At 67.2% G+C, this 23462-nt stretch carries 28 protein-coding genes; 13 read left to right on the top strand and 15 right to left on the bottom strand.

Annotation, left to right across the window (positions count from 1 at the left end; all coding sequences use genetic code 11):
• Positions 1 to 95: 95 nt before the first annotated feature.
• Positions 96 to 455 carry a DUF971 domain-containing protein gene (locus QZY48_RS04355; RefSeq protein ID WP_295428205.1) on the top strand — a complete coding sequence of 120 codons (360 nt, stop codon included), beginning with the start codon at positions 96 to 98 and terminating at the stop codon, positions 453 to 455.
• A gap of 43 nt (positions 456 to 498) precedes the next feature.
• Here QZY48_RS04355 and QZY48_RS04360 read toward each other — a convergent pair whose 3' ends face one another.
• Positions 499 to 2031 carry an aminotransferase class V-fold PLP-dependent enzyme gene (locus QZY48_RS04360; RefSeq protein WP_295428207.1) on the bottom strand — a complete coding sequence of 511 codons (1533 nt, stop codon included), beginning with the start codon at positions 2029 to 2031 and terminating at the stop codon, positions 499 to 501.
• Positions 2032 to 2661: 630 nt separating this feature from the next.
• Positions 2662 to 2910, bottom strand: a complete 249-nt coding sequence (locus QZY48_RS04365) for a hypothetical protein (protein ID WP_295428210.1) — start codon at positions 2908 to 2910, stop codon at positions 2662 to 2664.
• A gap of 585 nt (positions 2911 to 3495) precedes the next feature.
• Here QZY48_RS04365 and QZY48_RS04370 point away from each other — a divergent pair.
• Together QZY48_RS04370 and hemH are read left to right on the top strand one after the other, a co-directional pair.
• Positions 3496 to 4047 carry a hemerythrin domain-containing protein gene (locus QZY48_RS04370; protein ID WP_295428212.1) on the top strand — a complete coding sequence of 184 codons (552 nt, stop codon included), beginning with the start codon at positions 3496 to 3498 and terminating at the stop codon, positions 4045 to 4047.
• A 12-nt stretch (positions 4048 to 4059) separates the two neighbouring features.
• Complete coding sequence (gene hemH, locus QZY48_RS04375; protein ID WP_295428215.1) at positions 4060 to 5253, top strand: ferrochelatase; 1194 nt, start codon at positions 4060 to 4062, stop codon at positions 5251 to 5253.
• Positions 5254 to 5316: 63 nt separating this feature from the next.
• Here hemH and QZY48_RS04380 read toward each other — a convergent pair whose 3' ends face one another.
• The 5 genes from QZY48_RS04380 to QZY48_RS04400 form a co-directional block, all read right to left on the bottom strand.
• On the bottom strand, positions 5317 to 6348 hold the full coding sequence (locus QZY48_RS04380) for a WD40 repeat domain-containing protein (RefSeq protein ID WP_295428218.1): 1032 nt from the start codon (positions 6346 to 6348) through the stop codon (positions 5317 to 5319).
• Positions 6349 to 6731: 383 nt separating this feature from the next.
• Positions 6732 to 7358 carry a TRIC cation channel family protein gene (locus QZY48_RS04385; RefSeq protein WP_295428221.1) on the bottom strand — a complete coding sequence of 209 codons (627 nt, stop codon included), beginning with the start codon at positions 7356 to 7358 and terminating at the stop codon, positions 6732 to 6734.
• A 35-nt stretch (positions 7359 to 7393) separates the two neighbouring features.
• Positions 7394 to 7516: a hypothetical protein gene (locus tag QZY48_RS04390; RefSeq protein WP_295428224.1), complete on the bottom strand. Its 123-nt coding sequence runs from the start codon at positions 7514 to 7516 to the stop codon at positions 7394 to 7396.
• 44 nt (positions 7517 to 7560) lie between these two features.
• Positions 7561 to 8454, bottom strand: coding sequence for an isocitrate lyase/PEP mutase family protein (locus QZY48_RS04395; protein WP_295428226.1), 894 nt, complete (start codon positions 8452 to 8454; stop codon positions 7561 to 7563).
• A gap of 187 nt (positions 8455 to 8641) precedes the next feature.
• The gene (locus tag QZY48_RS04400; RefSeq protein WP_295428229.1) at positions 8642 to 8839 is read right to left on the bottom strand and encodes a hypothetical protein; all 198 of its coding nucleotides are present in this window, start codon (positions 8837 to 8839) and stop codon (positions 8642 to 8644) included.
• Positions 8840 to 9486: 647 nt separating this feature from the next.
• On the opposite strand from QZY48_RS04400, the gene QZY48_RS04405 reads away from it, so the two are divergent.
• The 5 genes from QZY48_RS04405 to QZY48_RS04425 all read left to right on the top strand — a co-directional run bounded on the left by QZY48_RS04405 (position 9487) and on the right by QZY48_RS04425 (position 13452).
• Positions 9487 to 11091 (top strand): M48 family metalloprotease, encoded by a 1605-nt coding sequence (locus QZY48_RS04405; RefSeq protein WP_295428232.1) that lies wholly within the window; start codon positions 9487 to 9489, stop codon positions 11089 to 11091.
• Positions 11092 to 11556 (top strand): thiosulfate oxidation carrier protein SoxY, encoded by a 465-nt coding sequence (gene soxY, locus QZY48_RS04410; protein ID WP_295428235.1) that lies wholly within the window; start codon positions 11092 to 11094, stop codon positions 11554 to 11556. It begins immediately after the preceding gene.
• Positions 11557 to 11599: 43 nt separating this feature from the next.
• A complete protein-coding gene (gene soxZ, locus QZY48_RS04415; RefSeq protein ID WP_295428238.1) occupies positions 11600 to 11911 on the top strand; it encodes a thiosulfate oxidation carrier complex protein SoxZ in 312 nt (103 codons plus the stop codon).
• Between the two features lie 38 nt (positions 11912 to 11949).
• Complete coding sequence (locus QZY48_RS04420; RefSeq protein ID WP_295428241.1) at positions 11950 to 12387, top strand: FUN14 domain-containing protein; 438 nt, start codon at positions 11950 to 11952, stop codon at positions 12385 to 12387.
• A gap of 168 nt (positions 12388 to 12555) precedes the next feature.
• Positions 12556 to 13452, top strand: coding sequence for a methyltransferase domain-containing protein (locus QZY48_RS04425; protein WP_295428244.1), 897 nt, complete (start codon positions 12556 to 12558; stop codon positions 13450 to 13452).
• 7 nt (positions 13453 to 13459) lie between these two features.
• Here the strand turns inward: QZY48_RS04425 and QZY48_RS04430 are convergent, their stop codons facing one another.
• Both QZY48_RS04430 and QZY48_RS04435 read right to left on the bottom strand, forming a co-directional pair.
• A complete protein-coding gene (locus tag QZY48_RS04430; protein ID WP_295428246.1) occupies positions 13460 to 13699 on the bottom strand; it encodes an acetyltransferase in 240 nt (79 codons plus the stop codon).
• A gap of 266 nt (positions 13700 to 13965) precedes the next feature.
• On the bottom strand, positions 13966 to 14199 hold the full coding sequence (locus QZY48_RS04435; protein ID WP_295428249.1) for a BolA/IbaG family iron-sulfur metabolism protein: 234 nt from the start codon (positions 14197 to 14199) through the stop codon (positions 13966 to 13968).
• Between the two features lie 441 nt (positions 14200 to 14640).
• Here QZY48_RS04435 and cbiQ point away from each other — a divergent pair, with 441 nt between their 5' ends.
• The 3 genes from cbiQ to pdxA are packed head-to-tail and all read left to right on the top strand — an operon-like array spanning position 14641 to position 17371.
• On the top strand, positions 14641 to 15519 hold the full coding sequence (gene cbiQ / locus QZY48_RS04440) for a cobalt ECF transporter T component CbiQ (RefSeq protein ID WP_295428251.1): 879 nt from the start codon (positions 14641 to 14643) through the stop codon (positions 15517 to 15519).
• Positions 15519 to 16358 (top strand): ABC transporter ATP-binding protein, encoded by an 840-nt coding sequence (locus QZY48_RS04445; protein ID WP_295428254.1) that lies wholly within the window; start codon positions 15519 to 15521, stop codon positions 16356 to 16358. Before cbiQ ends, QZY48_RS04445 begins: the two co-directional genes overlap by 1 nt.
• On the top strand, positions 16355 to 17371 hold the full coding sequence (gene pdxA, locus QZY48_RS04450) for a 4-hydroxythreonine-4-phosphate dehydrogenase PdxA (protein WP_295428257.1): 1017 nt from the start codon (positions 16355 to 16357) through the stop codon (positions 17369 to 17371). The genes QZY48_RS04445 and pdxA overlap by 4 nt, the downstream gene beginning before the upstream one ends.
• Before the next feature lie 86 nt (positions 17372 to 17457).
• Here pdxA and QZY48_RS04455 read toward each other — a convergent pair whose 3' ends face one another.
• From QZY48_RS04455 to yjgA, 4 genes are all read right to left on the bottom strand, one after another.
• Positions 17458 to 18003, bottom strand: coding sequence for a DUF4124 domain-containing protein (locus tag QZY48_RS04455; protein WP_295428260.1), 546 nt, complete (start codon positions 18001 to 18003; stop codon positions 17458 to 17460).
• A gap of 90 nt (positions 18004 to 18093) precedes the next feature.
• Positions 18094 to 18738, bottom strand: a complete 645-nt coding sequence (locus QZY48_RS04460) for a restriction endonuclease (protein ID WP_295428263.1) — start codon at positions 18736 to 18738, stop codon at positions 18094 to 18096.
• A gap of 276 nt (positions 18739 to 19014) precedes the next feature.
• Positions 19015 to 19230 carry a hypothetical protein gene (locus tag QZY48_RS04465; RefSeq protein WP_295428265.1) on the bottom strand — a complete coding sequence of 72 codons (216 nt, stop codon included), beginning with the start codon at positions 19228 to 19230 and terminating at the stop codon, positions 19015 to 19017.
• Positions 19227 to 19781, bottom strand: coding sequence for a ribosome biogenesis factor YjgA (gene yjgA, locus QZY48_RS04470; protein ID WP_295428328.1), 555 nt, complete (start codon positions 19779 to 19781; stop codon positions 19227 to 19229). Before yjgA ends, QZY48_RS04465 begins: the two co-directional genes overlap by 4 nt.
• Between yjgA and QZY48_RS04475 the strand changes: the two genes are divergently transcribed.
• Positions 19710 to 19868 carry a hypothetical protein gene (locus QZY48_RS04475; protein ID WP_295428268.1) on the top strand — a complete coding sequence of 53 codons (159 nt, stop codon included), beginning with the start codon at positions 19710 to 19712 and terminating at the stop codon, positions 19866 to 19868. The two genes, yjgA and QZY48_RS04475, sit on opposite strands and share 72 nt — an antisense overlap.
• On the opposite strand, the gene recJ is transcribed toward QZY48_RS04475, so the two are convergent.
• The gene (recJ, locus tag QZY48_RS04480) at positions 19865 to 21583 is read right to left on the bottom strand and encodes a single-stranded-DNA-specific exonuclease RecJ (protein ID WP_295428271.1); all 1719 of its coding nucleotides are present in this window, start codon (positions 21581 to 21583) and stop codon (positions 19865 to 19867) included. The genes QZY48_RS04475 and recJ overlap by 4 nt on opposite strands.
• A gap of 320 nt (positions 21584 to 21903) precedes the next feature.
• Here recJ and QZY48_RS04485 point away from each other — a divergent pair, with 320 nt between their 5' ends.
• Positions 21904 to 22545, top strand: a complete 642-nt coding sequence (locus tag QZY48_RS04485; protein WP_295428273.1) for an ATP-binding protein — start codon at positions 21904 to 21906, stop codon at positions 22543 to 22545.
• Between the two features lie 43 nt (positions 22546 to 22588).
• Here the strand turns inward: QZY48_RS04485 and QZY48_RS04490 are convergent, their stop codons facing one another.
• On the bottom strand, positions 22589 to 23110 hold the full coding sequence (locus QZY48_RS04490) for a hypothetical protein (RefSeq protein ID WP_295428274.1): 522 nt from the start codon (positions 23108 to 23110) through the stop codon (positions 22589 to 22591).
• Between the last annotated feature and the right edge of the window lie 352 nt (positions 23111 to 23462).

The raw sequence follows: 23462 nt of genomic DNA on the forward strand, positions 1-23462 counted from the left end.
CCAAGACTCCTGCGATTACGACAACGACAACGACAACGACAACGATTGTGTTTGCGTTTAACTTGTCTTGACTCGTTACTTAGCCGGAGTACTCGATGCCCGCACCGACCGAACTGAACCTGCACCAACTGTCCCGCGTCCTGGAGGTCGCCTTCGAGGACGGCGCCCGCTTCAGCCTCCCCTGCGAGTATCTGCGGGTCTTCTCACCCTCCGCGGAGGTCCAGGGCCATGGCCCGGGCCAGGGGACGCTCCAGGTGGGCAAGGAGGACGTGGGCATCGACCGGATCGAGCCGGTCGGCCACTATGCCGTCTGCCTGCACTTCGACGATGACCACCATACCGGCATCTATTCCTGGGACTATCTGCGCCACCTGGGGGTCAATCAGGAACGCCTCTGGCAGGGGTATCTGGACGAACTCGCCCAGGCCGGGCTGCGGCATAAGAAGCCGTCCTGAGGCAGGCGCGCCGGGACGGTACCCGGCGCTCGCGGGCCGGGGCTCAGTCGTGCTGCGCCAGTCCGCTCAGGTTGACCTGGTCGACCAGACGGGCGAAGGCGTAGTCGATTTCGTCGTAGTTGTTGTAGACGCCGTGGGTGGAGATACGGAAACCCACCCGGTTGTCTGCCGTCAGCAGGCCACTGGTGCGCCAGGTGGTCGAGCGACCATAGACCTTCGGCATCTCCGCGGCCAGGTTGGTGAGGATCGTGGAAATCGCGGCATTCATGACGCCGTAGCTCGCCGCCTCGTCCTTGGCGGCAAAGGGGTTGAACGAGGTCACCGCGGTGGCAAAGGCGCTGTTCGGGTTCTGCTGCACCCACAGGGCCCCGGGGCCCCACTGGGCGGCGACCAGGCCCTTCAGGTAGTTGCCCAGGGCAACGCCGCGGTTGTAGATGGCGTTGATGCCGATCTGGGAGAAGAAGGCCAGCGAGTCGGTCATGGCATAGACGGCCGGGGTGTTGTACTCCCCGCGCGACTGGGTGGAACTCGACGGACGGAAGGCGCGGCTGTTGAACAGGGCGCTGGCGGCCACGAACTGGTTGCCGTAGCCGACGAAACTGCCGACGGCGAAGGGCGGCAGTGGGTGGTCGACCGCATCGGAGGTGCGGACGTAAAAGATGCCCGTACCGGGTCCGCCGCACAGCCATTTGTGGCCGGCGCCGGCGATGAAGTCCGCCCCATAGGCATGGCAGTCGACCGGCAGCATGCCCCAGCCGTGGGCGGAGTCGATGATGCTGTAGGCGCCATAGCTGCGTGCCAGGGCACAGAGTTCCGCGACCGGCAGGCGCAGGCCGTTCTTGTAGAAGACCTCGGAGATTGCGAGGTACTGCTTGTTGTCGGGACCCAACTCGGCGGCCAGGGCCGGCTCGAACCAACTGAGCACCTGTGCCACGGTGATGTCGGCGGTGAAGCTGGAGGGGATGTCGATCACCACGACCTCGACCCCATGGTAGTCCCGCGCCCAAGCCGCGGGGCCCATCATGGCTGGGTGCTCGAAGCTGGTGGTGACGATGCGGTCACCGGGCTTCCAAGGGGTACCGGAGAAAATCAGGTTGCAGGCGTCGGTGGTGTTGTAGCTCAGGACGATCTCGTCGGGGTTGGCCCCGTAGGCGTTGGCCACCTGCAACTGGCGGGCGCCCATGGCAGAGGGCGTGACCGGGAACAGGGTCGGGAAATCGGCCGCCAGGTTGGCCGCCCAGTCGCGCGGGTCCTCGCTCTTGTAGCGGTTGTAGACGGCCAGGTTGTTCTGGACGAACTCCGGCTGGGACCCGGTGGTGCCGGTGTTCATGTGGATGTAGTCGCTCGACAGGGAGAAGGCCTTGCGGACCTGCTGCCAGTATTTCTCGGTACCGGCCGGCTTAGTGATGGTCGGGGGGGGCAGGAGTTCGCGCCCGAGCTGTCCGGGTGCACTGGACTGATTGGCGAGGACCTCGCGTGGGCCGACCAGGGTGGCAGCCACCGCCGCGGAGGCGAAACCCTTAAGGAAGCCGCGACGATCGAGACCGACGCCATTGTTGTTCTCTTGCGCTGACATGGATGGAACTCCCAGACTCGTTAGTAGTATCCGCGGGGCTGACCGACTGACCCGTGGCTCTCTGCCGCGATGGATGTGAGATCGCGTCCGCCCCCGGCCTGACGCCGGGGCAGGGCCGCGCCGCTATGCAACATCCGTGAACGGATGCAACAGTGCGTTGATGGGAGCTTAACCGCATCCGACGAACGGACAGTGACATGTGTCCGCTATTGTCGAAAGACCGGGCACGCGCGACCCGCGGGATTGCGAATCTGTGATCCGGTTCCCCCCGGGCGGAACGCGTCAGTCCCCGTGCGGTACCGGGATTCCGGGGGCCTGAGCAGCGTCAAGACCAGCCGCGCACGGTCCGCTCGAGCGGCCTGCGGTCCCGGCATCGACCGCCAAAATTATTGTTGACAAAAGCGGTCAACTTATCTTTACTTCACGCCAGCCGATGCCCTCGGTCCACCGACCTCGAGTAGGTGTACCGAAGGCAAGGTTGGAGGACAAAAGCCAAACGCTAAACCTGTCTTGAACTGGGGAACAGCACGTCACGGGGCCCGCCAGCGGGAGTGCCGGACGCGCAAGGCAGCGTCAGGGTTGCGCGCGGAAGGTTGGCGTTTTTCGTACACAAAAAACCGCCGGGGCCTTTTAAGCCATGAACAACAAAGCACCAATCGTGATCGCAGTCTTGGCCGTCCTTTCCGCTTCGTCCGCGGCGGCGGAATGGCGCCTTAATGAACCTTGCTCCGGTAAGGAAGGCGTCATCGGCAGTTGTGTCAACCGCATGACGACGCGCAGTAACGAAGCGACCGGCAGCGGCAAGGAGAAATGCGCCCCGTCCGCCGGACCTACGACATCCAAGGCGTCCCCGCCCGAATCGCCGAGGATGGCCGCCAATGGACGCAGTATGCGCTGAGCAGGCGCACCAGGGGTCTGACAGTCAGCGGAACGATGATGGAGAATCTTGCGTAATCGTTCTGCTGAGATGCTTCTGGACAGGCGGCGACCGCCGCCCCACGTCGGCGTCTTGGACCGGGTACCCTTCGCGGCCGGTTGGGCCAGCGCCGCGCCCCCCGGGGCTGCCGGGCCGCCCCGGCGACCCTATCGGGGTCCCCATGAACCCCGAGAAGGCCGTCCTCGGTTTCTTTGTCGTCCTCGCCCCGGCGCTCGACTTCGGGTTCGTCATCGGGTCCTGTCGGCGCTCGGGACCTTACCTCCTGCGGCGACCCGCAGGGCCCCAAATACCGCCAACACACCCCCATTGGTGCGCGAAAGGCGCGTTTCCCGCCCGCCTCGCGGACTGCTTGCCGACGCCCGAGTCCCGCTTCGCGCACACTGTGCGCGCTTTTCGCTTGGCAACGCCGCCGCGATGCCTTATTAGTGGTGTTTGGGCCGGCGCGGTCGCGACCAGGGGTATCCTGGCGGCCCGCGCCCAGCGTCCACTCGCGACGTCCGGCCCCTTCACCTTGGAGTCATGTGCCCATGCATCCGCTCATGCAACGTCTCGCCCAGGACCATGTCCGTCTGGCCCGACTGCTCGACCTACTCAGTGCCCTGCTCGACCGCTTCCGCGACGGCCAGGAACCGGACTATGACCTCTTCTGCGAGCTGCTCGAGTACATGGACACCTACGCCGATACCATCCATCACCCCACGGAGGACCTGCTCTTTCGCCGCGCCCTGGACCAGGGGGCGGAAAACCGCGACATCTTCGAGGTGCTGATGCGCCAGCACAGCGTCGTGGTGCAGATGAACAAGCGCTTTCGCCGCTCGCTGGACGGCATCGCCCACGAGGAGGTCCTGCGCCGCGACGAGGTGGAGAGCCAGGGCCGGGAGCTGGTCACCACGCTGCACTTGCACCTGACCCTGGAGGATGCGCAGGCCTTCCCCATCGCGCGGGCGCGCCTCGACACGGCGGACTGGGACGCGGTCGAGGCCCTGGCCCCGCGTGCCGATGACCCGCTGTTCGGCACCCCGGACCCCCAGCGCTTCCGCGCCCTGTTCAGACACCTGTCCGAGCAGGCCCAGGACTGAGGCCCGATCGACATGCCTGGACTTGAGTCAGAACCCCACCCGGTGAACCCCGCGGCTCCCGCCGCGGCCGAAACACTGACGGCCGGGTCGAGAAAACGCGACGGCACCATCCTCTATGCCAACACCAGAGGGGGGCCCCACGACAGCCCCGAAACACTGGGCGTGCTGCTCGTGAACCTGGGGACGCCGGACGCCCCCACGGTGCCGGCCGTGCGCCGCTATCTGGCCGAGTTCCTGTGGGACCCGCGGGTGGTGGAACTGCCGCGCCCCCTCTGGTGGCTGATCCTGCACGGGATCATCCTGCGGGCGCGCCCGCCGCGCACGGCCCGGACCTACCAGGCGGTCTGGACCCCGGAGGGCTCACCGCTGATGGTGATCTCCAAACGCCTGGCCGCGGCCATGCAGACGGCGCTCGCCGCCCGCTTCGCCGCGCCGGTCAAGGTCGTGCTCGGCATGCGCTACGGCAACCCGTCGATCCCGAGCGCGCTTGCTGCGCTGCGCGCCGCCCATGCCCGGCGCATCCTGGTGTTGCCGCTCTATCCCCAATATTCGGCCACCACGACCGCCTCCACCTTCGACGCGGTGACGGCGGAACTGCGTACCTGGCGCTGGCTGCCGGAGCTGCGCTTCGTCAACCAGTATCACGACGACCCCGGCTACATCGCCGCGCTGGCGGCCAGCATCCGCGGCTACTGGGCCGCGCACGGGGAGCCCGAGCGGCTGCTGTTCTCCTTTCACGGCATCCCCAAGGACTATTTTCTGAACGGCGACCCCTACTTCTGCCAGTGCCAGAAGACCGCCCGCCTGGTGGTCGAGCACTTGGGTCTGGCCAAGGAGCGCTGGCTGCTGTCCTTCCAGTCCCGGTTCGGCGTCCAGGAATGGCTCAAGCCCTATACGGACGAGACCCTCAAGGAGTGGGCCACCACGGGGGTGTGTTCAGTACACGTCATCTCACCAGGGTTCGCGGCCGACTGTCTGGAGACCATCGAGGAGATCTCGGTGGAGAATCGGGACTACTTTCTGGATGCCGGCGGTCAGTCCTACGGCTACATCCCCTGCCTCAACGACGGACCCGAGCACATCGCGGGCCTCGCGGGCCTGGTCGAGCGTCACTGCGCCGGCTGGCCGGAGTCCGCGCCGCTCGTCGACACCCCGGATCTCAACACCCGCCGGGAGCGGGCGCGGGAGTTGGGCGCGGCGGCCTAGACAGGAGCCGGGGCGTCCCGCCCCGGGTCTCTTGCCGACGGGGGCGGGACGCCCCCGCTCCGCTCAGCGACGCCCGAAGAGCCGCCCGAAGAGGCCCCCCTGCCCTGCCGCTGCTGTCGGCTTGGCCGCCACCGGGGCCAGCGTGCCACGCTCGGCCTCCTCGCTCGCCGCCCAGCGCCCGGTGAGCGACTGCCAGTCGGCGTCCGACAGGTCCCGGCCCCAGAGCCGGATGGTCTTATCCGCGCTCCCGCAGACCAGGAAGCGCCCGTCCGGGGTGTATTCCAGGCTGTAGACATCCGCCCCGAACCCGGTGAAGCGCCCGAGTTGGGTGCCGCTCGCCGTATCCCACTGGCACACGGTCCGGTCCGCGCTCGCGGTGGCAAAGGTACCGCCGTCCGGGCTGAAGACCGCCGACCACACCGGATAGCGGTGCTCATTGCGCTCCAGCAGCAGCGACCCGGTAGCCAGGTCCCAGATGCCGACCGAGCCGTCCACATTGGTCAGCAGCACCCGCTTGCCGTCCCCGGTGAAGCGCACGCTGTTGATCCCGTTGTGGACCACGGCCACCCGCCCGACCTCGGCACCGCTGCGCACATCCCACAGGATCAGGTTGCAGTCGCGGCTGCCGGAGGCCAGCAGGCGCCCGTCCGGGCTGAAGGCGACCCCCTGCACATACTGGTTGTGGCCCTCGATGTGGTGGACCCGCTCCCCCTGCACCGTCCAGATCGCGACGGTCCCGTCCTCGCTGCCGGAGGCCAGCAAGTCCCCCTGGGGCTGGAAGTCGACACCGTAGATCAGGCTCGTGTGCCCGCTCTGGCTCCACAGCGCCCGACCCTCCAGCGAGTCCCACACGCGCACCACCGCGTCGGTCCCGCCCGAGGCCAGCAACCGCCCGTCCGGGTGGAAGGCGACCGAGTAGACCCGCCCCTCATGGCCCTTGAGCGTGTGCAGGGTGCGCCCCTCCTGCAGGTCCATCACCCGCACCGCGCTGTCCCAACTCGCCGTCGCGACGCGTGTGCCGTCGGGGCTCAGATCCAGCCCATAAATGGTATCGGTCGCGCCGGGACGCGCCACAAAGCGCCAAGTGTCTGACATCGCAAAATCCTCTGACTGGGGTCACACTGACCGGGGGGCGCCCCCGGCGCCGGGACACCGGTCGCCGGGGTGCGCCCGGGGTAACCGCCAATCTTAGGTGAATCGCGGCGCCGTGGCGCGGGCAATTGCGAGGCCGGCGCCCCCAGGAGGCAATCCGCCAAGGAGCCACACCGCGCCCCCTGGAGTCCAAGGCTTCAGCCTTGGCGCCACATCCCGTGACGCCCGCGTACCGAGACGCTGACACTCCGCGCGAGCCTGCCCGGACCCTGAGAGTCCGTAGGGTCCGCTGTGCGGACCAGCGACATCCCGTCCAGCAGGGGGGCCGGAGTGATGATCAAGGCCTCGCGGCTGAAGCCGCTCCCACAGGGGGCGGCGCGCGGGGCTCAGGCGCCCTTGGCGGTGAACTGCGGCAGGCCGATGTCCCAGCGGATGGCGGCTACCCGCAGCAGGAAGATGCCGGTGCCGGCGAGCAGGGCGGCGATGCGTCCGTCGAGCCCCAGGGCCAGCAGGACGATGAGGGCGAGTGCCCCGGCCCAGGCGGCGGTGGCGTAGAGGGTGCCCTGGAAGACCAGGGGCTCCTCGTTGCACAGGACATCGCGCAGGATGCCGCCGACCACGCCGGTGACCACGCCCATGACGCTCGCGACCAGCCAGGGGGCGCCGCAGACCAGTGCCGCCTTGGTACCGGCGACGCTGAAGAGGGCGAGTCCGGCCGCGTCCGGGATCAGGAAGAGGCGGGGCGGGAGCACGAAGGCCCGGGCGAGAAAGAAGGTCACCAGGGCGGCGCTCACGGCACAGATGAGATAGGTCTGGTCGCCGACCCAGAAGACGGGGCGATCGAGCAGGAGATCGCGCACCGAACCGCCCCCCAGGGCGGCGGCCACGGCGATGAGCACGGTCCCGAACAGGTCGAAGCGCTTGCGCCCGGCCTCCAGCACCCCGGCCGCGGCCATCAGGACCACGGCGCTCTGGCCGATCCAGTACATCAGGGTGTCGAGACTGGGTGGCATGCGAGGGCTGGACTCAGGAACGATTTACTAAAAAGTTAAACAATTTCATTAAGGACCGCCTTGAGCGCCATTTTCGTTGTCGTTGTCGTTGTCGTAATCGAGGTCATCGTAGCGTCCCGGATTCTCTGGCACCCCAGAGTGCCTCGCTTCTCCGACAACGACAACGACAACGATTGTGGTTAACTGATTCTTGAGTCGTTCCTCAGGGGGCGGTGTAGTCTTCGAGCAGGCGGTCGTAGGCGTCGAAGCCGAGGATGGCGCGCAGGGTCGCGAAGTCGGTCTGCTGCCGCGGCATCTGCCCGGCGGTCAGCCCGGCCAGGGCCTCGCGCATGGCGGCGACGGCGACCGCGAGCAGGGTCAGCGGGTAGGCGGCGATGCGATAGCCCAGCTCGGCCAAACGCGCCGGGGGCAGGACGGGCGTGAGGCCCCCTTCGAGCATGTTGGCCATGTGCACCCCCGGGACCTGCCGACAGCAGCGGGCCATCTCGGCCTGATCGCGCGGGGCCTCCAGGAACAGGATGTCGGCGCCCAGGTCGGCGAAGGCGACCAGGCGCCAGAGGGCCTCCTCCAGACTCAGGGCGCTGCGGGCGTCGGTGCGGGCCATGATCAGGGTGCCGGCCCCCGCGTCCCGGGCGTCGACCGCGGCGCGCACCCGGGCCAGGGCCTCGGTGCGTCCGACGACCTCTTTGACGCCGGTGTGTCCGCAGCGCTTGGGTGCCACCTGGTCCTCGATCATGACCCCGGCGAAGCCGGCCAGGCCGAACTGGGTGACACTGCGGCGCACATTGGCCGGGTTGCCGTGGCCGGTGTCGCCGTCGGCGATGACCGGGATCGTGACCGCCTGGCAGATGGCCCGGCCCTGGTCCAGCATCTCGGTCACGGTGATCAGGCCCGTGTCCGGCAGGGCCAGGCGCGCGGCGGAGACCGCGAAGCCGCTCATGAAGCTCAGTGAAAAGCCGGCCTGCTCGATCAGCCGGGCGGACAGGGCATCGAAGCAGCAGGGCATGGTGAGACAGCCCTCCCCCGCCAGCAGGGTACGCAAGCGCGCGGGGGCGGAACCGGAGGAGGCGCCAGGGGGCAGCACGGGGGAGGACATGGGGCTTGGGGGTCGCTTGGCTTGGATGGGCCGATTGTCCTGCACGCCGCACTGGTCCGCAAATGGGACCGTGCCCCGGTCACTCGAGGCTTGATCCGTAACGCGAAGGAGGGGTTTCGCTGCGCTCTACCCATCCTACGGGGTAGATGAGCAAGAGCGCGGCCGGTCGGCCGCGCTCGGCAACCGGTCAGTCCTGGACCCAGTCGGCGAAGTTGTCGACATTCTTCTCCTCGCCGTCGGCATAGCCGGCCTCGTAGGGCTCCGTCAGGCGCTGGTCTTCGCGCTTGGGATTCTGCAGGAAGCCGCACTGCCAGCCCTGGATGTACTCGTCAGCGACGCCCGCCTGCTCCATCTTGGTTACGGCGTCGTAGTAGAACTGATTCATCTGCGGTCTCCGAGGGTTTGGTTGGGTCGTGTTTGGGTCGTTGGGTCGTCGGTCGCGACCGTCGCGCCGCGGCGCAGCCGCGGGCCGGTCCTCTGCGCTCTCGCCGGTCGGTCGCGAAGCGCGCCTTGCCGGGGGGCCGAGACTGCCGGCCGCGCCCGGGGGGCTGGGGCGAGAGAGAAAATAAGAATACAGCGATTTTCTAATAGAAGACAAGCAGGGGATGGCGGCGGGGTGCGATCAAAACTGATGTTTTAACGCACATCTCGTAGGGTACGCATCGCGTACCCGCCAAGCTGCGGCGACCGCCGGAGCCGGCTACCGGACGTTCCCACGGACCGGGCGTCGTTGTCGTTGTCGTTGTCGTAATCGTGGTCGGATTGTTCGATTACGACAACGACAGCGTACCTGGGATCTCAGTCACCACATCAGTTCTGATCGCACCCATGGCGGCGCGGGCTCGGGGGGCGGGCTCAGCGCCGCGCCGGCGCTCCCGGGCGCGCGCGGCGCGGGCTTGGATTGGCCGGGATGCGGCGCATATCCCCCTTAATTGCGCACTTACCCACCCCGTCTCGTCCATAATACCCGCCATTCATGCCCGCCGCCGTGCGGGCCGCACCCTGATCGGCGGGCGAGCCTCTCAGTCGACCATGAACCACCACACCAAGACCACCGCGTGGCGCCGGGCGGCGCTGCACCTGAGCGTCGCGGGCGCGCTGACCCTGGGCGCCCTGCCCTGGGCGCCCGTGGGGGCCGGCCAGTTCAACCTCCCTGACATGGGCGACTCCTCGGACGCGCTCATCAGCAGCGGGGCGGAGATCCGCCTGGGCCGGGCCTTCATGCGCCACGTGCGCGCGTCCCTGCCGGTCTCGGACGACCCCTTGATCACCGCCTATCTGGAGTCGCTCGGCAACGAACTGGTGGCCGCGGACAAGAGCGCCAAGGGCAGCTTCGACTTCTTCCTGATCGATCAGCGGGTAGTCAACGCCTTCGCCGGACCGGGCGGCCACATCGGCATCTACGCGGGTCTGATCCTGGCCGCCCAGAGCGAGGACGAGTTGGCCGCCGTGGTGGCCCACGAGATCGCCCACATCACCCAGCATCACCTGATGCGCGGCTACGAGGACCAGAGCAAGTTCAACATCCCCACCATGGCGCTGATGATCGCGGCGGCCATCCTCGCCACCCAGGCCGGGTCCGGGGACGCGGGGATGGCCGCCATGGCCGGCATCCAGGCGGCGGCCATCCAGCGGCAGATCAATGTTATCCGTGAGGATGAGAAGGAGGCGGACCGCATCGGCATCGCCACCCTGGCCAACGCCCGGCGCGACCCCTACGCCATGGCGGCCTTCTTCGAGCGCCTCTCCAAGACCAGCCGACTCTACGAGAACAATGCCCCGGAGTTCCTGCGCACCCACCCGGTCAACAGCAACCGCATCGGCGACGCCCTGGGCCGGGCGGCCGAGTACGGGGTCCGCCAGCGCCCCGACAGCCTGCGCTTCCTGCTGGCGCGCGCCCGCCTGCGCGAGGCGTCCTATGACCGTCCGGAAAAGTCGCTGGCGGCCTTCAAGGCGTCGCTGCGGGAGGGCCGCTTCAGCAACGAGTCCGCGGAGCGCTACGGCTACGCCCTGGCCCTGCTGCGCGCGGGCCAGCTCGACGAGGCCAAGGCCGAGGCGTCCCGGCTGCTGGCGGGACAACCGAGTCTGGCCGAGTTCATCGTGCTGGACGCCCGCATCGAGCTGAAGCAGGGCCGCACCGACGCGGCCCTGGCTCACCTGCGCGAGGCGGTTGGCCTGTACCCCGGCAACTGGCCCCTGCGCGTCGCCTACGCCGAGGCCCTGACGAGCGCCGGGCAGCCCCGCAAGGCGATGGAGCAGCTCAAGGCGGTCGCGGCGGTCCGCCCCGGCAACGCCATGGTGCTCGACCTCCTGGGCCAGGTCGCCATCAAATCGGGCGACAAGGGGGCGAGTTTGCGCTATCGCGCCGAGAAGCTCTATGCCGAGGGCGACCTGGAGCCGGCCATCAAGCAACTGGAATTCGCCCTGCGCCAGCGCGACCTGGACTACTACGAGGCGGCGCAGATCCAGGTCCTGCTGGAGAGTTGGAAAGAGGAGGAGCGGGCGCAGAAGAAGCGCGGGCGCGACCCCTTCGGGTTCAACGCCGCGGGCGCCGCCGACGGACCCAAGACGCCCATTGATGTTCACAGTGATGTTCACAGCGATGTTCGCAGAGATATTCGCAAAGGAGACAACTGAATGATCGACACCACCCGCCGAACCCTCCTCAAGGGCTCCCTGGCCATCGGCCCCGTCGGCGCCGCGGTCGCGCTGGCCCCGGGTCTGCTCTTGGCCGGCTGGAACCAGGCCGCCTTCGAGTCCCAGGACCTGGGCTCGGCCCTCAAGAATCTGCTGGGCAGCAGCGCCCCCGAGACCAATGACGCGGTCCGGATCAAGGCCCCGGACCTCGCCGAGAACGGCGCCGTGGTCCCGGTGACGGTGGAGACCAGCCTGCCGAACGTCACCGCCATCGCCATCGTCGCCGTCGGCAACGAGCGGCCCCTGGTCGCCTCCTTCGTCCTGGGTCCCGCCGCTTTGCCTTATGTCTCGACCCGCGTCAAGATGGCCAAGACGGCGGACCTGATCGCGGTGGTGCAGCAGGGCGAGCGGTCGTTCAGTAACACCAAGAACGTCAAGGTCACGATCGGCGGCTGCGGCGGCTGAGCGCGCTGACCCCCATCATTCACGTCTTCCGAGGTCAGTGAACATGTCCGATATCAAGGTGCGGGCCAAGCTCGATGGCACCGAAACGGTGGTCAAATGCCTGATCAGCCACCCCATGGAGAACGGTCTGCGCAAGGACGCCAAGACCGGCGAACTGGTGCCGGCCCACTTCATCGAGGAAGTCGTCTGCAAGTGGAAGGGCGAGGTGGTACTCACCGCCTCGTGGAGCGGCGGCGTCTCCAAGAACCCCTACCTGTCCTTCAAGTTCCTGGGCGGCGCGGCCGGCGATCCGGTGGAGATCACCTGGAAGGACAATCTGGGCCAGAGCCAGAGCGAAACCGCTCCGATCAGTTGATAATGGCGTCACCTTACGCCGCGAGCCCAAGTCGTCCCATGCCGCCTCTGAACCGCTGGATCTCCGCCCTCACCCTGATCCCGGGCGCCCTCTTCGGCGCCGTTACCCACGCCGCCGCCCCGGTGCAGCCGGTGGCGGCTCCACCCGGACCGCCCGTGACCGATTTCAGCACCCTGTTCAACGAGGCCTTCTTTCTCAAACTCGGCTTCTCCTTCATGGTCGGCCTGGCGGTGGGCTATGCACTGAAGATCGCCTTCAAGCTCGCCCTGGTGGTGATTGGCGTGATCCTGATCGGCATCTTCGCGCTGCAATACGCCGGCATCGCACACGTCGACTGGTCCGGGATGGAGGGCCAATACGACAACTGGGCCAGTTGGCTGTCGGTCAACGGCGGCGCCTTCCTGGACTTCATCGGCAACAACCTCTCAAACTCCGCCTCCTTCATTGCCGGGTTGGCGCTAGGGCTCAAGATCTAGCGAGGCTCCGCTCAGGCCGGCGAGTCGGCGGCCACAAAGTTGAGCATCAACGACGGTGCCGGCTGGTCGTATTGTCAGCAGTCCCGACGCTATATCGGGGTGGGCGACCTGGTGATTCGGCGGGCCAGGACCCAGGTTCGGGGGTAACACCCGCACGAGGTCTCAAGTATGCCTGCCGCCCCCGCCCACGCCGGTTCACTGCGCGAGTCGCTGCGCTACCTGAACTGGGTCTACAACCCCTTCCAGTCACTGGACGTGTCCCAGGTCTATGACCTGCTGTCCACCCGCGCCCCCACCGGGCGCGGTCTCTGGCTTAACCTGGGCTATTGGCGCGACGCCCGAACGCTCGACGACGCCTGTGTCGCCATGGCCGACCTGCTGGCGGAGCGGGTCGGCATGACGGGCGCGGACGCGGTACTGGACGTGGGCTTCGGCTTTGCCGATCAGGATGTCCGCTGGGCCCAGACGCGGGCGCCGCGGTCCATCACCGGGCTCAACATCACCGCCTCCCAGGTCGCCGTCGCCCGCGCCCGGGTCGCGGACCTGGGGCTCTGCGAGCGGATCGACCTGCGCGAGGGCTCGGCCACCGCGATGCCCCTGCCGGACGCCGCCTTTGACGTGGTGACGGCACTCGAATGCGCCTTCCACTTCCGCACCCGCGAGCGCTTCTTCGCCGAGGCCTTCCGGGTGCTGCGCCCGGGCGGGCGCCTGGTGGTCGCCGACATCCTGCCCATGCCGACGGCAAGCGGCTGGGGGGCGCGCCTCCAGCAACGCGTGTCTTGGACCCTGGTCGCAGGCAAATTCCCGATTCCGAAGGAAAATATCTACACGCTACCAGAGTATGGCGCGCGGCTCGCGGCCTGCGGATTCACCGGGGTGCGGGTGGACTCCATCCGCGACGAGGTCTATGCGCCCCTGCACCGCTGTCTGGCCCAGGACCCGGCGCCGATCGCGCGGCTGCACCCCCTGATGCGGCTGCCGGCGCGCCTGACCCTGTCCATGGATGCGACGGGCATCTATCGGGGCCTGGACTACGTCCTGGCGGTCGCACACAAACCGGGATGATGGCCGCTCAGCCGGGGGCCTTGTCGTGCCCCATCACCTCATCGTCGCGGTAGTGCGGATCGGTCCAGCATTTGGGGATGGGCTCGTCCGAGCAGAAGGCCAGATCGCCCTTGTCGAAGCTCTCCGGGTCCTGCGCCTCATCGCCATAGTGATAGCGCCCGATCACGGTCCCGCGCAGCGGGTTGAAGAGATCCCGCAGGCTCAGGACCTCGACCATCTTGCCGGACATTGAGTGTTTGAGAAACATGGTCTTACCTCAGTGACTGCCGACTGATTCCGGGGCCTCTTCAGTATGGCACCGCAAGCGCTGCGCGCCAACGGACAAAGGAGCGGGGGCGTCCCGCCCCCGCGGGATAAGGCTTGTAGCGCCGGGCGAATCGACCGCCCCGGCCTTAGTCATAGCTCCGGCCGGCGCCATTGGTCCGCACAGCGGACCCTACGGCCCTAGGGTCCGCTGTGCAGACCGACGACCTCTCCGCTCACGGGCTAGCCGCAGCGATGATCAAGGCACCTTTACCCCGCCCGTTCGGCGGGTGTCAGGGCCTTGATGGACAGCGCGTGCAGCTCCCCACTCGCGAGTTGCTCGCGCACCGTATCCATCACCAGGCGCTGTTTCTTGAGCGGCGTCAGCCCCGCGAAGGCCGCGCTCACCACCACCGCCTCGAAGTGACTGCCGTCACCCGTCACCTGCACCGCCGCGTCCGGCATACCGGCCCGGATCAGGGTTGCGATTGCTTCAGTCTCCACGTTTCACTCCTTTGTTCGGTTCGGCTGCGCTCTGCGCAACCGAGAATGTCAAAGATCGATGCGGGAAGATGGTTCCCCGGTAGCGGAACGGCCGCCCGCCCGCCGGCGCTCGGTCCGCGGCTCGGCGTCCAGTGTAACCAGACGGGGCGCGCGGCGCCCGCACGGCACTCCCACGCTGGAGCGGAGCAACGAGAGACGAGAGACCCGTGCCCGGCTTAACCTAACGGCATTGGGGTGGAACCTGGCATCGCAGTATGATCCTTTTTGCTTTCGTCATACAATGCGCCGACGACCTGCGTGATGAGGAGCGCCGAACAATGCACATTCCTGATGGTTACCTGAGCCCCTCGACCCGCGCGGGCGCCGCTGCGGTGGCGGTGGTCGCGGTGTTCCCGTTCGTGATCATAGCGAATCCATGACGACGGGGGCCCGCTAAAGACCATGGGGGAGCAAACGTTTCTGCGCGGTGGTCATCCCCGGAGGCGGGGGGATTTTCTGGAGCGACTGCTGCGCGGCCTGCTGGACGCGATGGACCACGCGGCCGACGCCGAGCGGCTCGCCGCGGGTCCCGGTTTGCTGCAGCGCCTCGACCCGCGGATCAAGACCCTCGGGCTGTTGGCGCTCGTCGTGACCGCGGTCTTCGTGAAGTCGCTGGTCGCCTTGGCCTTGCTCTTCGTCTGCGCGACCGCCCTGGCGCTGGCCTCGGGGATCACGCTGCGGCGCTTGGCCGGTCAGGTCTGGATCGGCGTACTCCTGTTCACGGGGGTGCTTGCGGTGCCGGCCATCGTGCTGGTCCCCGGCGACGCCGTGGCCGTGGTGCCGTTGCTGGACTGGACCATCACCCGGCAGGGGCTGCGGGGTGCCGCCTTCCTGATCGGGCGCGCGCAGACGGCGGCGACCTTCGCCTTGTTGGTGATGCTGACCACGCCCTGGCCGCAGGTGCTCAAGGCGCTGCGCAGTCTGGGCGTGCCGCTGATACTGGTCGCGATCCTCGGCATGACCCATCGCTACATCTTCGTGCTGCTCGAGAGCAGCGTGCAACTGTTCGAGGCCAAGCGCAGTCGGGTCATGGGTCCGCTGCCCGGCCCGCAGCGCCGGCGGCTGGCCATGGCCAGTGTCGTGGTCTTGCTCGAGAGGTCGTTACAGCTCGCCACGGAGGTCCATCTGGCGATGATCGCGCGCGGCTATCGCGGTGAGGTGCACCTGCTCGATGAGTTGCGCACCCGCCCCCGGGATTGGCTGGCCCTGGCCGGCTTGCTGAGCATCGCGGCAGTCGCCATCGGCTGGCCATGGCTGCCCGCGATCGGTGACCGCGGCTAATGCCAGCCACCGCTGCGCATCCGCACACCGCGGCGGCGTTCGAGCTGGTCGATGTGCACTACGCCTATCAGGACATCCCTGCCTTGAATGGGGTGAGCCTGCGTATTCCGACCGGTCAGTGCATTGCCCTGTTGGGCGCCAACGGCTCCGGTAAGTCGACACTGCTGCGGCTGCTCGCGGCGCTGTGCTTTCCCGATCGCGGGCGCCTTGCCGCCTTCGGCGAGGAGCTGTCCGATGAGCGGATGCAGCAGGAGTCGCTCGCCTATGCCTTCCGCCGCCGGGTCGGGTTGGTGTTCCAGAATCCCGACGTGCAACTCTTCAATCCGACCGTCTTCGACGAACTGGCCTTCGGGCCGCTCCAACTGGGTTGGACAAGAGAGGAAATCCTGCGGTGCGTGGACGCGATGCTCGCCGAGTTTTCGCTTGCAGACCTGAAGCACCGTTCGCCGCACCGGCTCTCGGGCGGCGAGAAGAAGCGGGTCGCCTTGGCGTGCGTGCTCATTACGCGGCCCGAGGTGCTGTTGCTGGATGAACCCACGGCCGCGCTGGACCCGCGCAGTCAGGGTGAGGTCGTGCGCTGCCTCGCCGGTTGCCGCGGCAGCGGCCGCACCGTCGTCACGGCGACCCACAATCTCGACATCGTGGCCGAGATCGCCGACTACTGCTTCGTCCTCCAGGCCGGACGCCTGGTGGCACAGGGCACGTCAACCGACATCCTGGGCGATGGTGCCTTGCTGCGTGCCACGCAGTTGCTGCATGCGCACTGGCACGTCCATGCGGACGGTCTCGCCCACACGCACGACCATCGGCATCATGTCGCCGCCGGAGAACCCTTATGAGCAAGCCCATCATTGCCGTCACCCTGGGCGATCCGGCCGGGGTCGGCCCCGAGATCCTGGTCCGCGCCCTCGCCGACCCGCGCGTCGCTGAGGCCGTCCGCTGCCTGGTCTACGGCGACGCCCGGGTGGTCGAGAAGGCGGTCCGGGAGGCGGGCCTGGGGCTTGCGATCCGGGCCATCCACCGCGGGGACGAGGCGCGTTATGCCCCGAGGTCGATCGAGGTCATCGATTTCGCCAACGCCGACCCCGCGGCCTTCGTGCCGGGCCAGGTCCAGGCCCATTGCGGGCAGGCCGCCTGGGACTATATCGAGGCGGCCGTGCAGGCGGCCCTGCGGGGTGAGGTCGCGGCCATCGACACCGCCCCGATCAACAAGGAGGCGATCCAGGCGGCCGGCGTCCCCTATATCGGCCATACCGAGATGCTGGCAGCCCTGACCGGGGCCCATGACCCGCTGACGATGTTCGAGACGCTCGGCCTGCGGGTGTTTTTCCTGAGCCGCCATGTCTCGCTGCGCGACTCCTGCGCCCTGGTCACGCGGGCGCGGCTGCTCGACTACATCGCGCGCTGTCACCAGGCCATGGACCAGCTCGGTCTGGGCGGCGGCGAACTCGCGGTCGCGGGCCTCAACCCCCATTGCGGGGAGCATGGCCTGTTCGGCGATGAAGAGGTCCGGGAGGTGGCGCCGGCCGTCGCCGAGGCGCAGGCCCGGGGGTTGCGTGTCGCCGGCCCCATCGGCCCCGATTCGGTCTTCCATCAGGCCAAGACCGGGCGCTACGCCGCGGTCCTGTCGCTCTACCACGACCAGGGCCATATCGCCACCAAGACCCTGGACTTCGAGCGCACCATCTCACTGACCCTGGGGCTGCCCTTTCTGCGCCTGAGCGTCGACCACGGCACCGCCTTCGACATCGCCTGGCAGGGGACGGCGAGCCCGGTGGGCATGATCGAATCGCTGCTGGTGGCGGCGCGCTATGCGCCCGCCTATCGGCGGACGCAACAGATGATACCGTGACGCGCGATTGCCGGTTCCAGTCGGACCAGGGCGCAGGGGCCAAGAAATTAGACAGGATTAACAGGATTTTGCAGGACAGGTGCGGGCTATGGCGCCGGCTGGGACCGCGAGGGCTGGCGCCCGAGCGCCTCCCGCTGGGCCTTGAGCGCGCCCAGACGCGCGCGCTGGGCCAGGATGCTGTCGGTGTAGCCCTCGTAGGTCGAGGCGATCTGTTGATTCATCGACGCCTCCCAGGCGGCGGTGTCGGTCCCTTCGCTGCCTTGGGCCAATTGATTGCGCAGGGCGGCGATGCGGGCATCACGTTCCGTCTCCTGGTTCGTGATCTGCTGCTCCAGGCTCAGGATCTCGCTATCGAGCACATAGCCCTGCGCCACCGTCCCCGCCTGATATTCCCGCGCCGCGGCGGACTGGGCGGCGGCCCGCGCCTGCGCGGCATCCGGGCGGGAATAATCCACTTCCAGGGTCTGCTCGCGTCCGGCGCAGGGCTCATCGGAGAAGGTTACCTTCCCGTCCTGATGGCACTCATAGACCTGTACCGCGGCCTCCTCGGCCGCCGCGTTGAGACTCAAGGCTGCCGCCAGGCCGACCAGGCCGACCGCGCACAGCCTCAGGATTGAGATCGGGACATGCATACTGACCTCCTGAACAAAGACTCACAGTCATCGAAAACGCTGCCGCCATCTTAGCTGGAGGGCAGGAGCAAGAATCCAAGATGGGAAACGTCAAACCCCCTCATCGAAAAAGTCGCCATCGATCTTCTTAACCGGATAAATGCCAATGGTCGATACGCCCACATCGTGCTCGATCATCAGCGCGGTGAGTTGTTGACCATCGATCAGTACAATCTTGCTGCCGATTTGAGAGACATAGTTTCGCGCATCGTCGGTAAATCGCGACGTAGTGATAAAGATGCCTTTATTCGCTCTTTGGCCCTGCAGTGCACCGGCAAACTGCATTACATCCGGTCGGCCAACAGAATTAGAGTCCCAGCGCTTCGCCTGAATATAGACCACGTCGAGGCCCAACTTGTCCTCTTTGATGATTCCGTCGATGCCGCCGTCGCCGCTCCTGCCGATGGCCCTTCCGGCGTCGGCACGCGAGCCGCCGTAGCCCATCCGCACCAACAAGTCCACGACCACTCGCTCAAAAAAGGGCGGCGAGCATTTCTTGAGATAGGTCGACGCCCAACCGATCCGGTTAAAAAACCTCGGCTGGACGCCGCTCGGGAGCAGTTCGTTCACCTCCTCTTCCGTGAGCCTGAACTCTTTGGCGAGCGTATCCACCGCCTCGTTGTTTGAAATCTCATCAGTCTTCGCCGCGAAACGCAGAAGCGGCAGCATGATAGTTTGATAGTCAGGAACAGTCATAGTTTCTCATGCTCTCTCTGCGTCCATTGCGCATTTGCGTTGATCTGCATGCCGACCCCAACGGGGTCGAACATACCAGCCCAGGGCAACGCCCTGGGAAAGCGTCGTTTAATCGGCCAAGCCCTGAAAGGGCGTGACATCACGGCGCAGACCTTCATGTCACGCCCTTTCAGGGCTAGGCTTCATTGTACCTCATACCCAGGGCGTTGCCCAGGGCTGGTATGTCACGCCCCTTCGGGGCTTAGGAACGCTTTACTAATCAGTTAAACAAGTCCATTAGGGAATGCTTGTCGCGCTGTTGTCGTTGTCGTCGTAATCGAGGCTATCGTAGCGCCCCGGCTTCTCTCGCACGCCAAATTGCATCGCCCCTCCGATTACGACAACGACAATGACAACGACAACGACAACGACAACGATTGTGTCGTGTTTAACTTGTTCTTGACTCGTTACGTAAGCGGGGTGCAGGTAAATCTGCCCCTCATTTGTATTCACTCATCTTCGTTTTCAGTTGCTTCCTCTCCATCCGGATCCGGCTGCGCATCCACCACTCCCCGCAAAAACCGGAACAGTTTGCGCGGTGCCTCCGGCCGGCCGCGCTCGGTGTCGCGCTTGGCGGCGCGCACCAGGGTGCGCAACTGCTGGCGGTCGGCGTCCGGGTACTCGTCCAGGAACTCGCTCAAGGCCGCGTCGCCCTCGCCGATCAGGCGCTCGCGCCAGCGCTCCAACCGGTGGTGGCGGGCGGCGTCCGCGCGCTCGCGCTCCTGCGCCTGGTCCATCAGGGCGTGGACGGCGTGCATGTCCTCGCGCTCCAGCAGGTTGGCGATGCGCTTGTAGTGTCGGCCGCGGGCGCGGATGTCTTTGATGCGGGCCGTCTCCTCGATCGCCGCCCAGGTCACGGCGCTGAGCCGCAGCCGCTCCAGTTCGACCCGCGGCATGGCGGTCAGGCGCTCGGCCAGGGCCTGGAGCGCCTGGTGCTCGCGCTTGAAGTGGCTCTTGCTGGGACCGGCGGGCGGTTCATCCTCGTCTTGCAGGCGCGCGTCGATGCCCTGGGGCTGGCCGGGATCGGCCGCGTCGCGGTCATCGCCGTCGTCCGTCTCCCAGGGGTCCGGACGGTTCGGGTCATCGTCTAGCTGGTCGATTGCAGGTGCTCCAGGATCAGTTGGGGGGCGCGCTCCCCCCTATAGTCATTGACATCCAGCCGGTAGGCAAGGCGCACGCAACCGCGCGCCTGGTCCAGCCGTTCGCCGAGTCCGAAACCGATGGCGTCGAGAAAGGGCCCGCGCTCGGGCTTGAGCCGCAGCTTCAGGTGCCGCTCACCCACCAGGCGCGCCTGGACCACCTCGAACTCGCCGTCGAACAGGGGTTCGGGGAACCCCTTGCCCCAGGGTCCGCCCAGGCGCAGGACCTCGGCGGTCTCCAGGTTCATCAGCCGGGCGGGCAGTTCACCGTCGGAGCGGATCTGGCGCACTACCGGGGCCTCGCCGAGTTGCTCGCGCACCGCCTCCCGGAAGGCGGCCCGGAAATCGGCCAGGGCCGCGGTGCGCAGCGTCAGCCCCGCCGCCATGGCGTGGCCGCCGAAGCGCTCGATGAGCCCGGGCCGACGCCGATCCACCAGGTCGATGGCGTCGCGGATGTTCAGCCCGTCCACCGAGCGGGCGGAGCCGCGCAGGACCCCCTCCCCGGCGTCGGCGAAGGCGATGCAGGGCCGATGATAGCGCTCCCGGATACGGGCGGCGACGATCCCCGACACCCCCTGGTGCCAGCCCTTGCCATAGAGACAGAAGGCCGGCGGCAGGTCGTCACCGCGCAGTTGAATGCGCTCCACCAGGGTTTCGGCTTGCTCACGCATCGTGCCCTCGATCTCGCGGCGCTGCCGGTTGAGCCCGTCGAGTTGACCGGCCAGGTCCAGCGCGCGGGCGGGCTCGTCGCACAGCAGGCACTCCACCCCGAGTGTCATCTCGGTGAGCCGCCCGGCGGCGTTGAGCCGGGGGCCGACGAAGAACCCGAGATCAGTCGCCGTGGCCCGGGCCGGGTCCCGCCCCGCCACCTGGAGCAGGGCGCGGATACCAGGCCGACAGCGGCCGGCACGGATGCGCCGCAGCCCTTGCTCGACCAGGATGCGGTTGTTGCGATCGAGCGTCACCACGTCCGCCACCGTGCCCAGGGCCACCAGGTCCAGATACTCGGCCAGATTCGGCTCCGGTCGCGCGGCGCTGAACCAGCCCGCGGCCCGCAGTTGGGCGCGCAGTGCGACCAGCACATAGAAGACCACCCCGACCCCGGCCAGGTGCTTGCTCGGAAAGCCGCAGCCGGGCTGGTTGGGGTTGACGATGGCCGCCGCCGCCGGGAGCACCGCCCCGGCCTGGTGGTGATCGGTGATCAGCACCGGGATGCCCAGTTCATTGGCCCGCTGCACCCCGGCGACGCCGGCGATGCCGTTGTCCACGGTGATCAGGAGCCTGGGCGCGAGCGCCGCCGCCGCATCCACCACCGGCGGGCTCAGACCGTAGCCGTAGGCAAAGCGGCTCGGCACCAAATAGGACACCGCAGGGGCACCCAAGGCGCGCAGCCCAAGCACGGCGAGCGCACTGCCGGTCGCCCCGTCCGCGTCATAGTCGCCGACCACCAGGATCGAGCCGCCCGCGCCCAGGGTGGCGGCGAGTAGCGCCACCGCCGCCGCCAGTCCGGCCAGGGATTGATAGGGCGCTAGTCCGGCGAGACCCAGCTCCGAGTCGGACGCTGCCTGGCCGCGGCAGGCATAGAGTTGGCGCAGCAGGTCGGCAGGGTTCGCGGGCGGCGCCGCGGCTGGATCGGTCGGGACGCGGTGGATCTGGGTTGGGGTCACTGGTTGGCTGAAGCTGGCGCACAGGGGTTGAGGGACTCGGTGGCGAACCCCGGGGGCGGAGCTGCGCACCGAGGCTGGCCGTGGGTGGCCTTGCCGGACCGGCGGGCGCCCGACTGACGGCATCGTAACCGGATTTGCGTGGCGGCAGGAACTCGGGGCGCCAGTGGAGCCGTCACAACGCCGCAGGACCGGCCTTTTCGCAATCCGCCGGGGCAGGCACAGAAGGCACACGTTATGCTGTCGCCCTCAACAGTCGGACCCCAGAACGAGCGGCAGATTCCCAGTATCCTCAGCGTCCGTCGACTGGTCGGCAACCGCTCGTGCCGAACTCAAGCCACGCAGCGACCGCCGGACTGGCCGAACAACGCAAGACGCAGTTCCCAGGCCGCCAGGCCGCCAAAGATGCAGCGGCCGATACCGTGGGAGCGGTTGCTGGAACAGGCACCAGTCTATTTTTTTACCATCGCGACGATTGCCATATTCAACCAGTGGAGATCGCGCCCGCGATCCGGTCGGCGATCCAGCGCTTTCCGTTCAAGGAGCAGGCTCAGAAAAGCTGGATCCACGTCGACATCGATGGGGATTGCAGCGTCAATGCGATCCCGGTCTTGATCGACCACCTGATATTCAATCTCCTGAAAAACTGCATCTATGCCATTCAAGCCGCCGGACGCGGCCCATGCGGTGAGATCCGCATCCGGCTGGCTGCTGACCGCCACCGCCAGAGCCTTTACCTCCGCGATAATGGCCAAGGAATTCCTACTGCTCTATTACCCCGGGTCTTCGACCCATTTTTCTCCACGCGGGCCAACGGCACCGGACTCGGACTCCATTTCTGCCGCTCCGTCATGAATCGCTTCGGGGGAGCCATTCACTGCCGCTCCGTGCCGGGAGAATTCACCGAAATCGTCCTGGAATTCCCCCGTCTGGAGAGTGAAGCGGCGCAGCATAGGCGATCCTGACGGGAGGGCCAAGTCATTCGCCAGGCGCGCCCCTGACATGCTTTCATGCCAGCGGCGGCCGTGCTTCCGATTGGTTCAGCCAGCCAACCCGATCAGCACTGCGGCAAGCTCCCGGGAACGTCTGACCGGCTGACGCCGGCTGCTTGTCAACCCGAGTTTTCCGGCCACTACGGCGGCTCGACGGCCACTGTGCCACGCCGATGGAGCCGCGGATCTTCGAGCACGCTCGGGCGATTCGCTCCAAACTGCCATCCGTGCTGTAGACACTGTCGATGGCGATGACCCCGGGACCACGGGTCAGTACCTGACGCCGCAGAGGGTCCACATCGTTATGGCGAAAGACCCGCAGGTCGGCGCAAGCCGCCACCACGCCCTGGTACAGGGAGGCGTGGGCCATCATGTCGAGATCGACGTCTCCCGCGGACAGCGGGACCGCGCCTACCAAGACATGGGCCGTGTGTTCAGCGTGGATCGTTTCAGCCTCATAGCGCTCAACCCGCCGAGTAACGAACTGCGGCAAGCGGGGCGATTGGTTCGACAAGGACGCGGCGGTAGTACTGGTCATCGGTGTCTCCTGAACGTTGCTTGAATCGGAGCAACGGACAGGAGGTCAGCGGTTCCCCGCCCGGCTCCGGTGTGAACTGCCTGGCAGGCAGTGGTTGGAACCTTGGGACTGGGGCGGTGCGCCCGGATCCGGGGAACAGTCTAGACAGGAAAGCGGCGCGGGGCACGCCGCATGGTCAGGTGCGCGGGCTCTTCTGGGATCGGCCCGCGCGGCCGCAAGACGGGCACGCGCAAGGTGACCGCGCAAGAGCCGCGGAGCGAGCGACACAGGCCAGCCCGTCCGATGGTATGATCCGCCCGCCGAACGCCAGAAAACGGGCCAATAGCGTGTTACGTGATTGCCGACCCACTGG

It is taken from the genome of uncultured Thiodictyon sp., assembly GCF_903828115.1.
Lineage (GTDB): Bacteria > Pseudomonadota > Gammaproteobacteria > Chromatiales > Chromatiaceae > Thiodictyon.

Bases quoted from the DNA above. Each gene is read 5' to 3' on its own strand.
- QZY48_RS04420 (WP_295428241.1), top strand. From the start codon at position 11,950: ATGCCGCCTCTGAACCGCTGGATCTCCGCCCTCACCCTGATCCCGGGC.
- cbiQ (WP_295428251.1), top strand. From the start codon at position 14,641: ATGGGGGAGCAAACGTTTCTGCGCGGTGGTCATCCCCGGAGGCGGGGG.
- QZY48_RS04490 (WP_295428274.1), bottom strand. From the start codon at position 23,110: ATGACCAGTACTACCGCCGCGTCCTTGTCGAACCAATCGCCCCGCTTG.
- QZY48_RS04370 (WP_295428212.1), top strand. From the start codon at position 3,496: ATGCATCCGCTCATGCAACGTCTCGCCCAGGACCATGTCCGTCTGGCC.
- QZY48_RS04380 (WP_295428218.1), bottom strand. From the start codon at position 6,348: ATGTCAGACACTTGGCGCTTTGTGGCGCGTCCCGGCGCGACCGATACC.
- soxY (WP_295428235.1), top strand. From the start codon at position 11,092: ATGATCGACACCACCCGCCGAACCCTCCTCAAGGGCTCCCTGGCCATC.
- QZY48_RS04455 (WP_295428260.1), bottom strand. From the start codon at position 18,003: ATGCATGTCCCGATCTCAATCCTGAGGCTGTGCGCGGTCGGCCTGGTC.
- QZY48_RS04460 (WP_295428263.1), bottom strand. From the start codon at position 18,738: ATGACTGTTCCTGACTATCAAACTATCATGCTGCCGCTTCTGCGTTTC.
- pdxA (WP_295428257.1), top strand. From the start codon at position 16,355: ATGAGCAAGCCCATCATTGCCGTCACCCTGGGCGATCCGGCCGGGGTC.
- QZY48_RS04395 (WP_295428226.1), bottom strand. From the start codon at position 8,454: ATGTCCTCCCCCGTGCTGCCCCCTGGCGCCTCCTCCGGTTCCGCCCCC.
- QZY48_RS04405 (WP_295428232.1), top strand. From the start codon at position 9,487: ATGAACCACCACACCAAGACCACCGCGTGGCGCCGGGCGGCGCTGCAC.
- QZY48_RS04425 (WP_295428244.1), top strand. From the start codon at position 12,556: ATGCCTGCCGCCCCCGCCCACGCCGGTTCACTGCGCGAGTCGCTGCGC.
- soxZ (WP_295428238.1), top strand. From the start codon at position 11,600: ATGTCCGATATCAAGGTGCGGGCCAAGCTCGATGGCACCGAAACGGTG.
- QZY48_RS04400 (WP_295428229.1), bottom strand. From the start codon at position 8,839: ATGAATCAGTTCTACTACGACGCCGTAACCAAGATGGAGCAGGCGGGC.
- QZY48_RS04430 (WP_295428246.1), bottom strand. From the start codon at position 13,699: ATGTTTCTCAAACACTCAATGTCCGGCAAGATGGTCGAGGTCCTGAGC.
- QZY48_RS04360 (WP_295428207.1), bottom strand. From the start codon at position 2,031: ATGTCAGCGCAAGAGAACAACAATGGCGTCGGTCTCGATCGTCGCGGC.
- QZY48_RS04385 (WP_295428221.1), bottom strand. From the start codon at position 7,358: ATGCCACCCAGTCTCGACACCCTGATGTACTGGATCGGCCAGAGCGCC.
- QZY48_RS04355 (WP_295428205.1), top strand. From the start codon at position 96: ATGCCCGCACCGACCGAACTGAACCTGCACCAACTGTCCCGCGTCCTG.
- QZY48_RS04445 (WP_295428254.1), top strand. From the start codon at position 15,519: ATGCCAGCCACCGCTGCGCATCCGCACACCGCGGCGGCGTTCGAGCTG.
- hemH (WP_295428215.1), top strand. From the start codon at position 4,060: ATGCCTGGACTTGAGTCAGAACCCCACCCGGTGAACCCCGCGGCTCCC.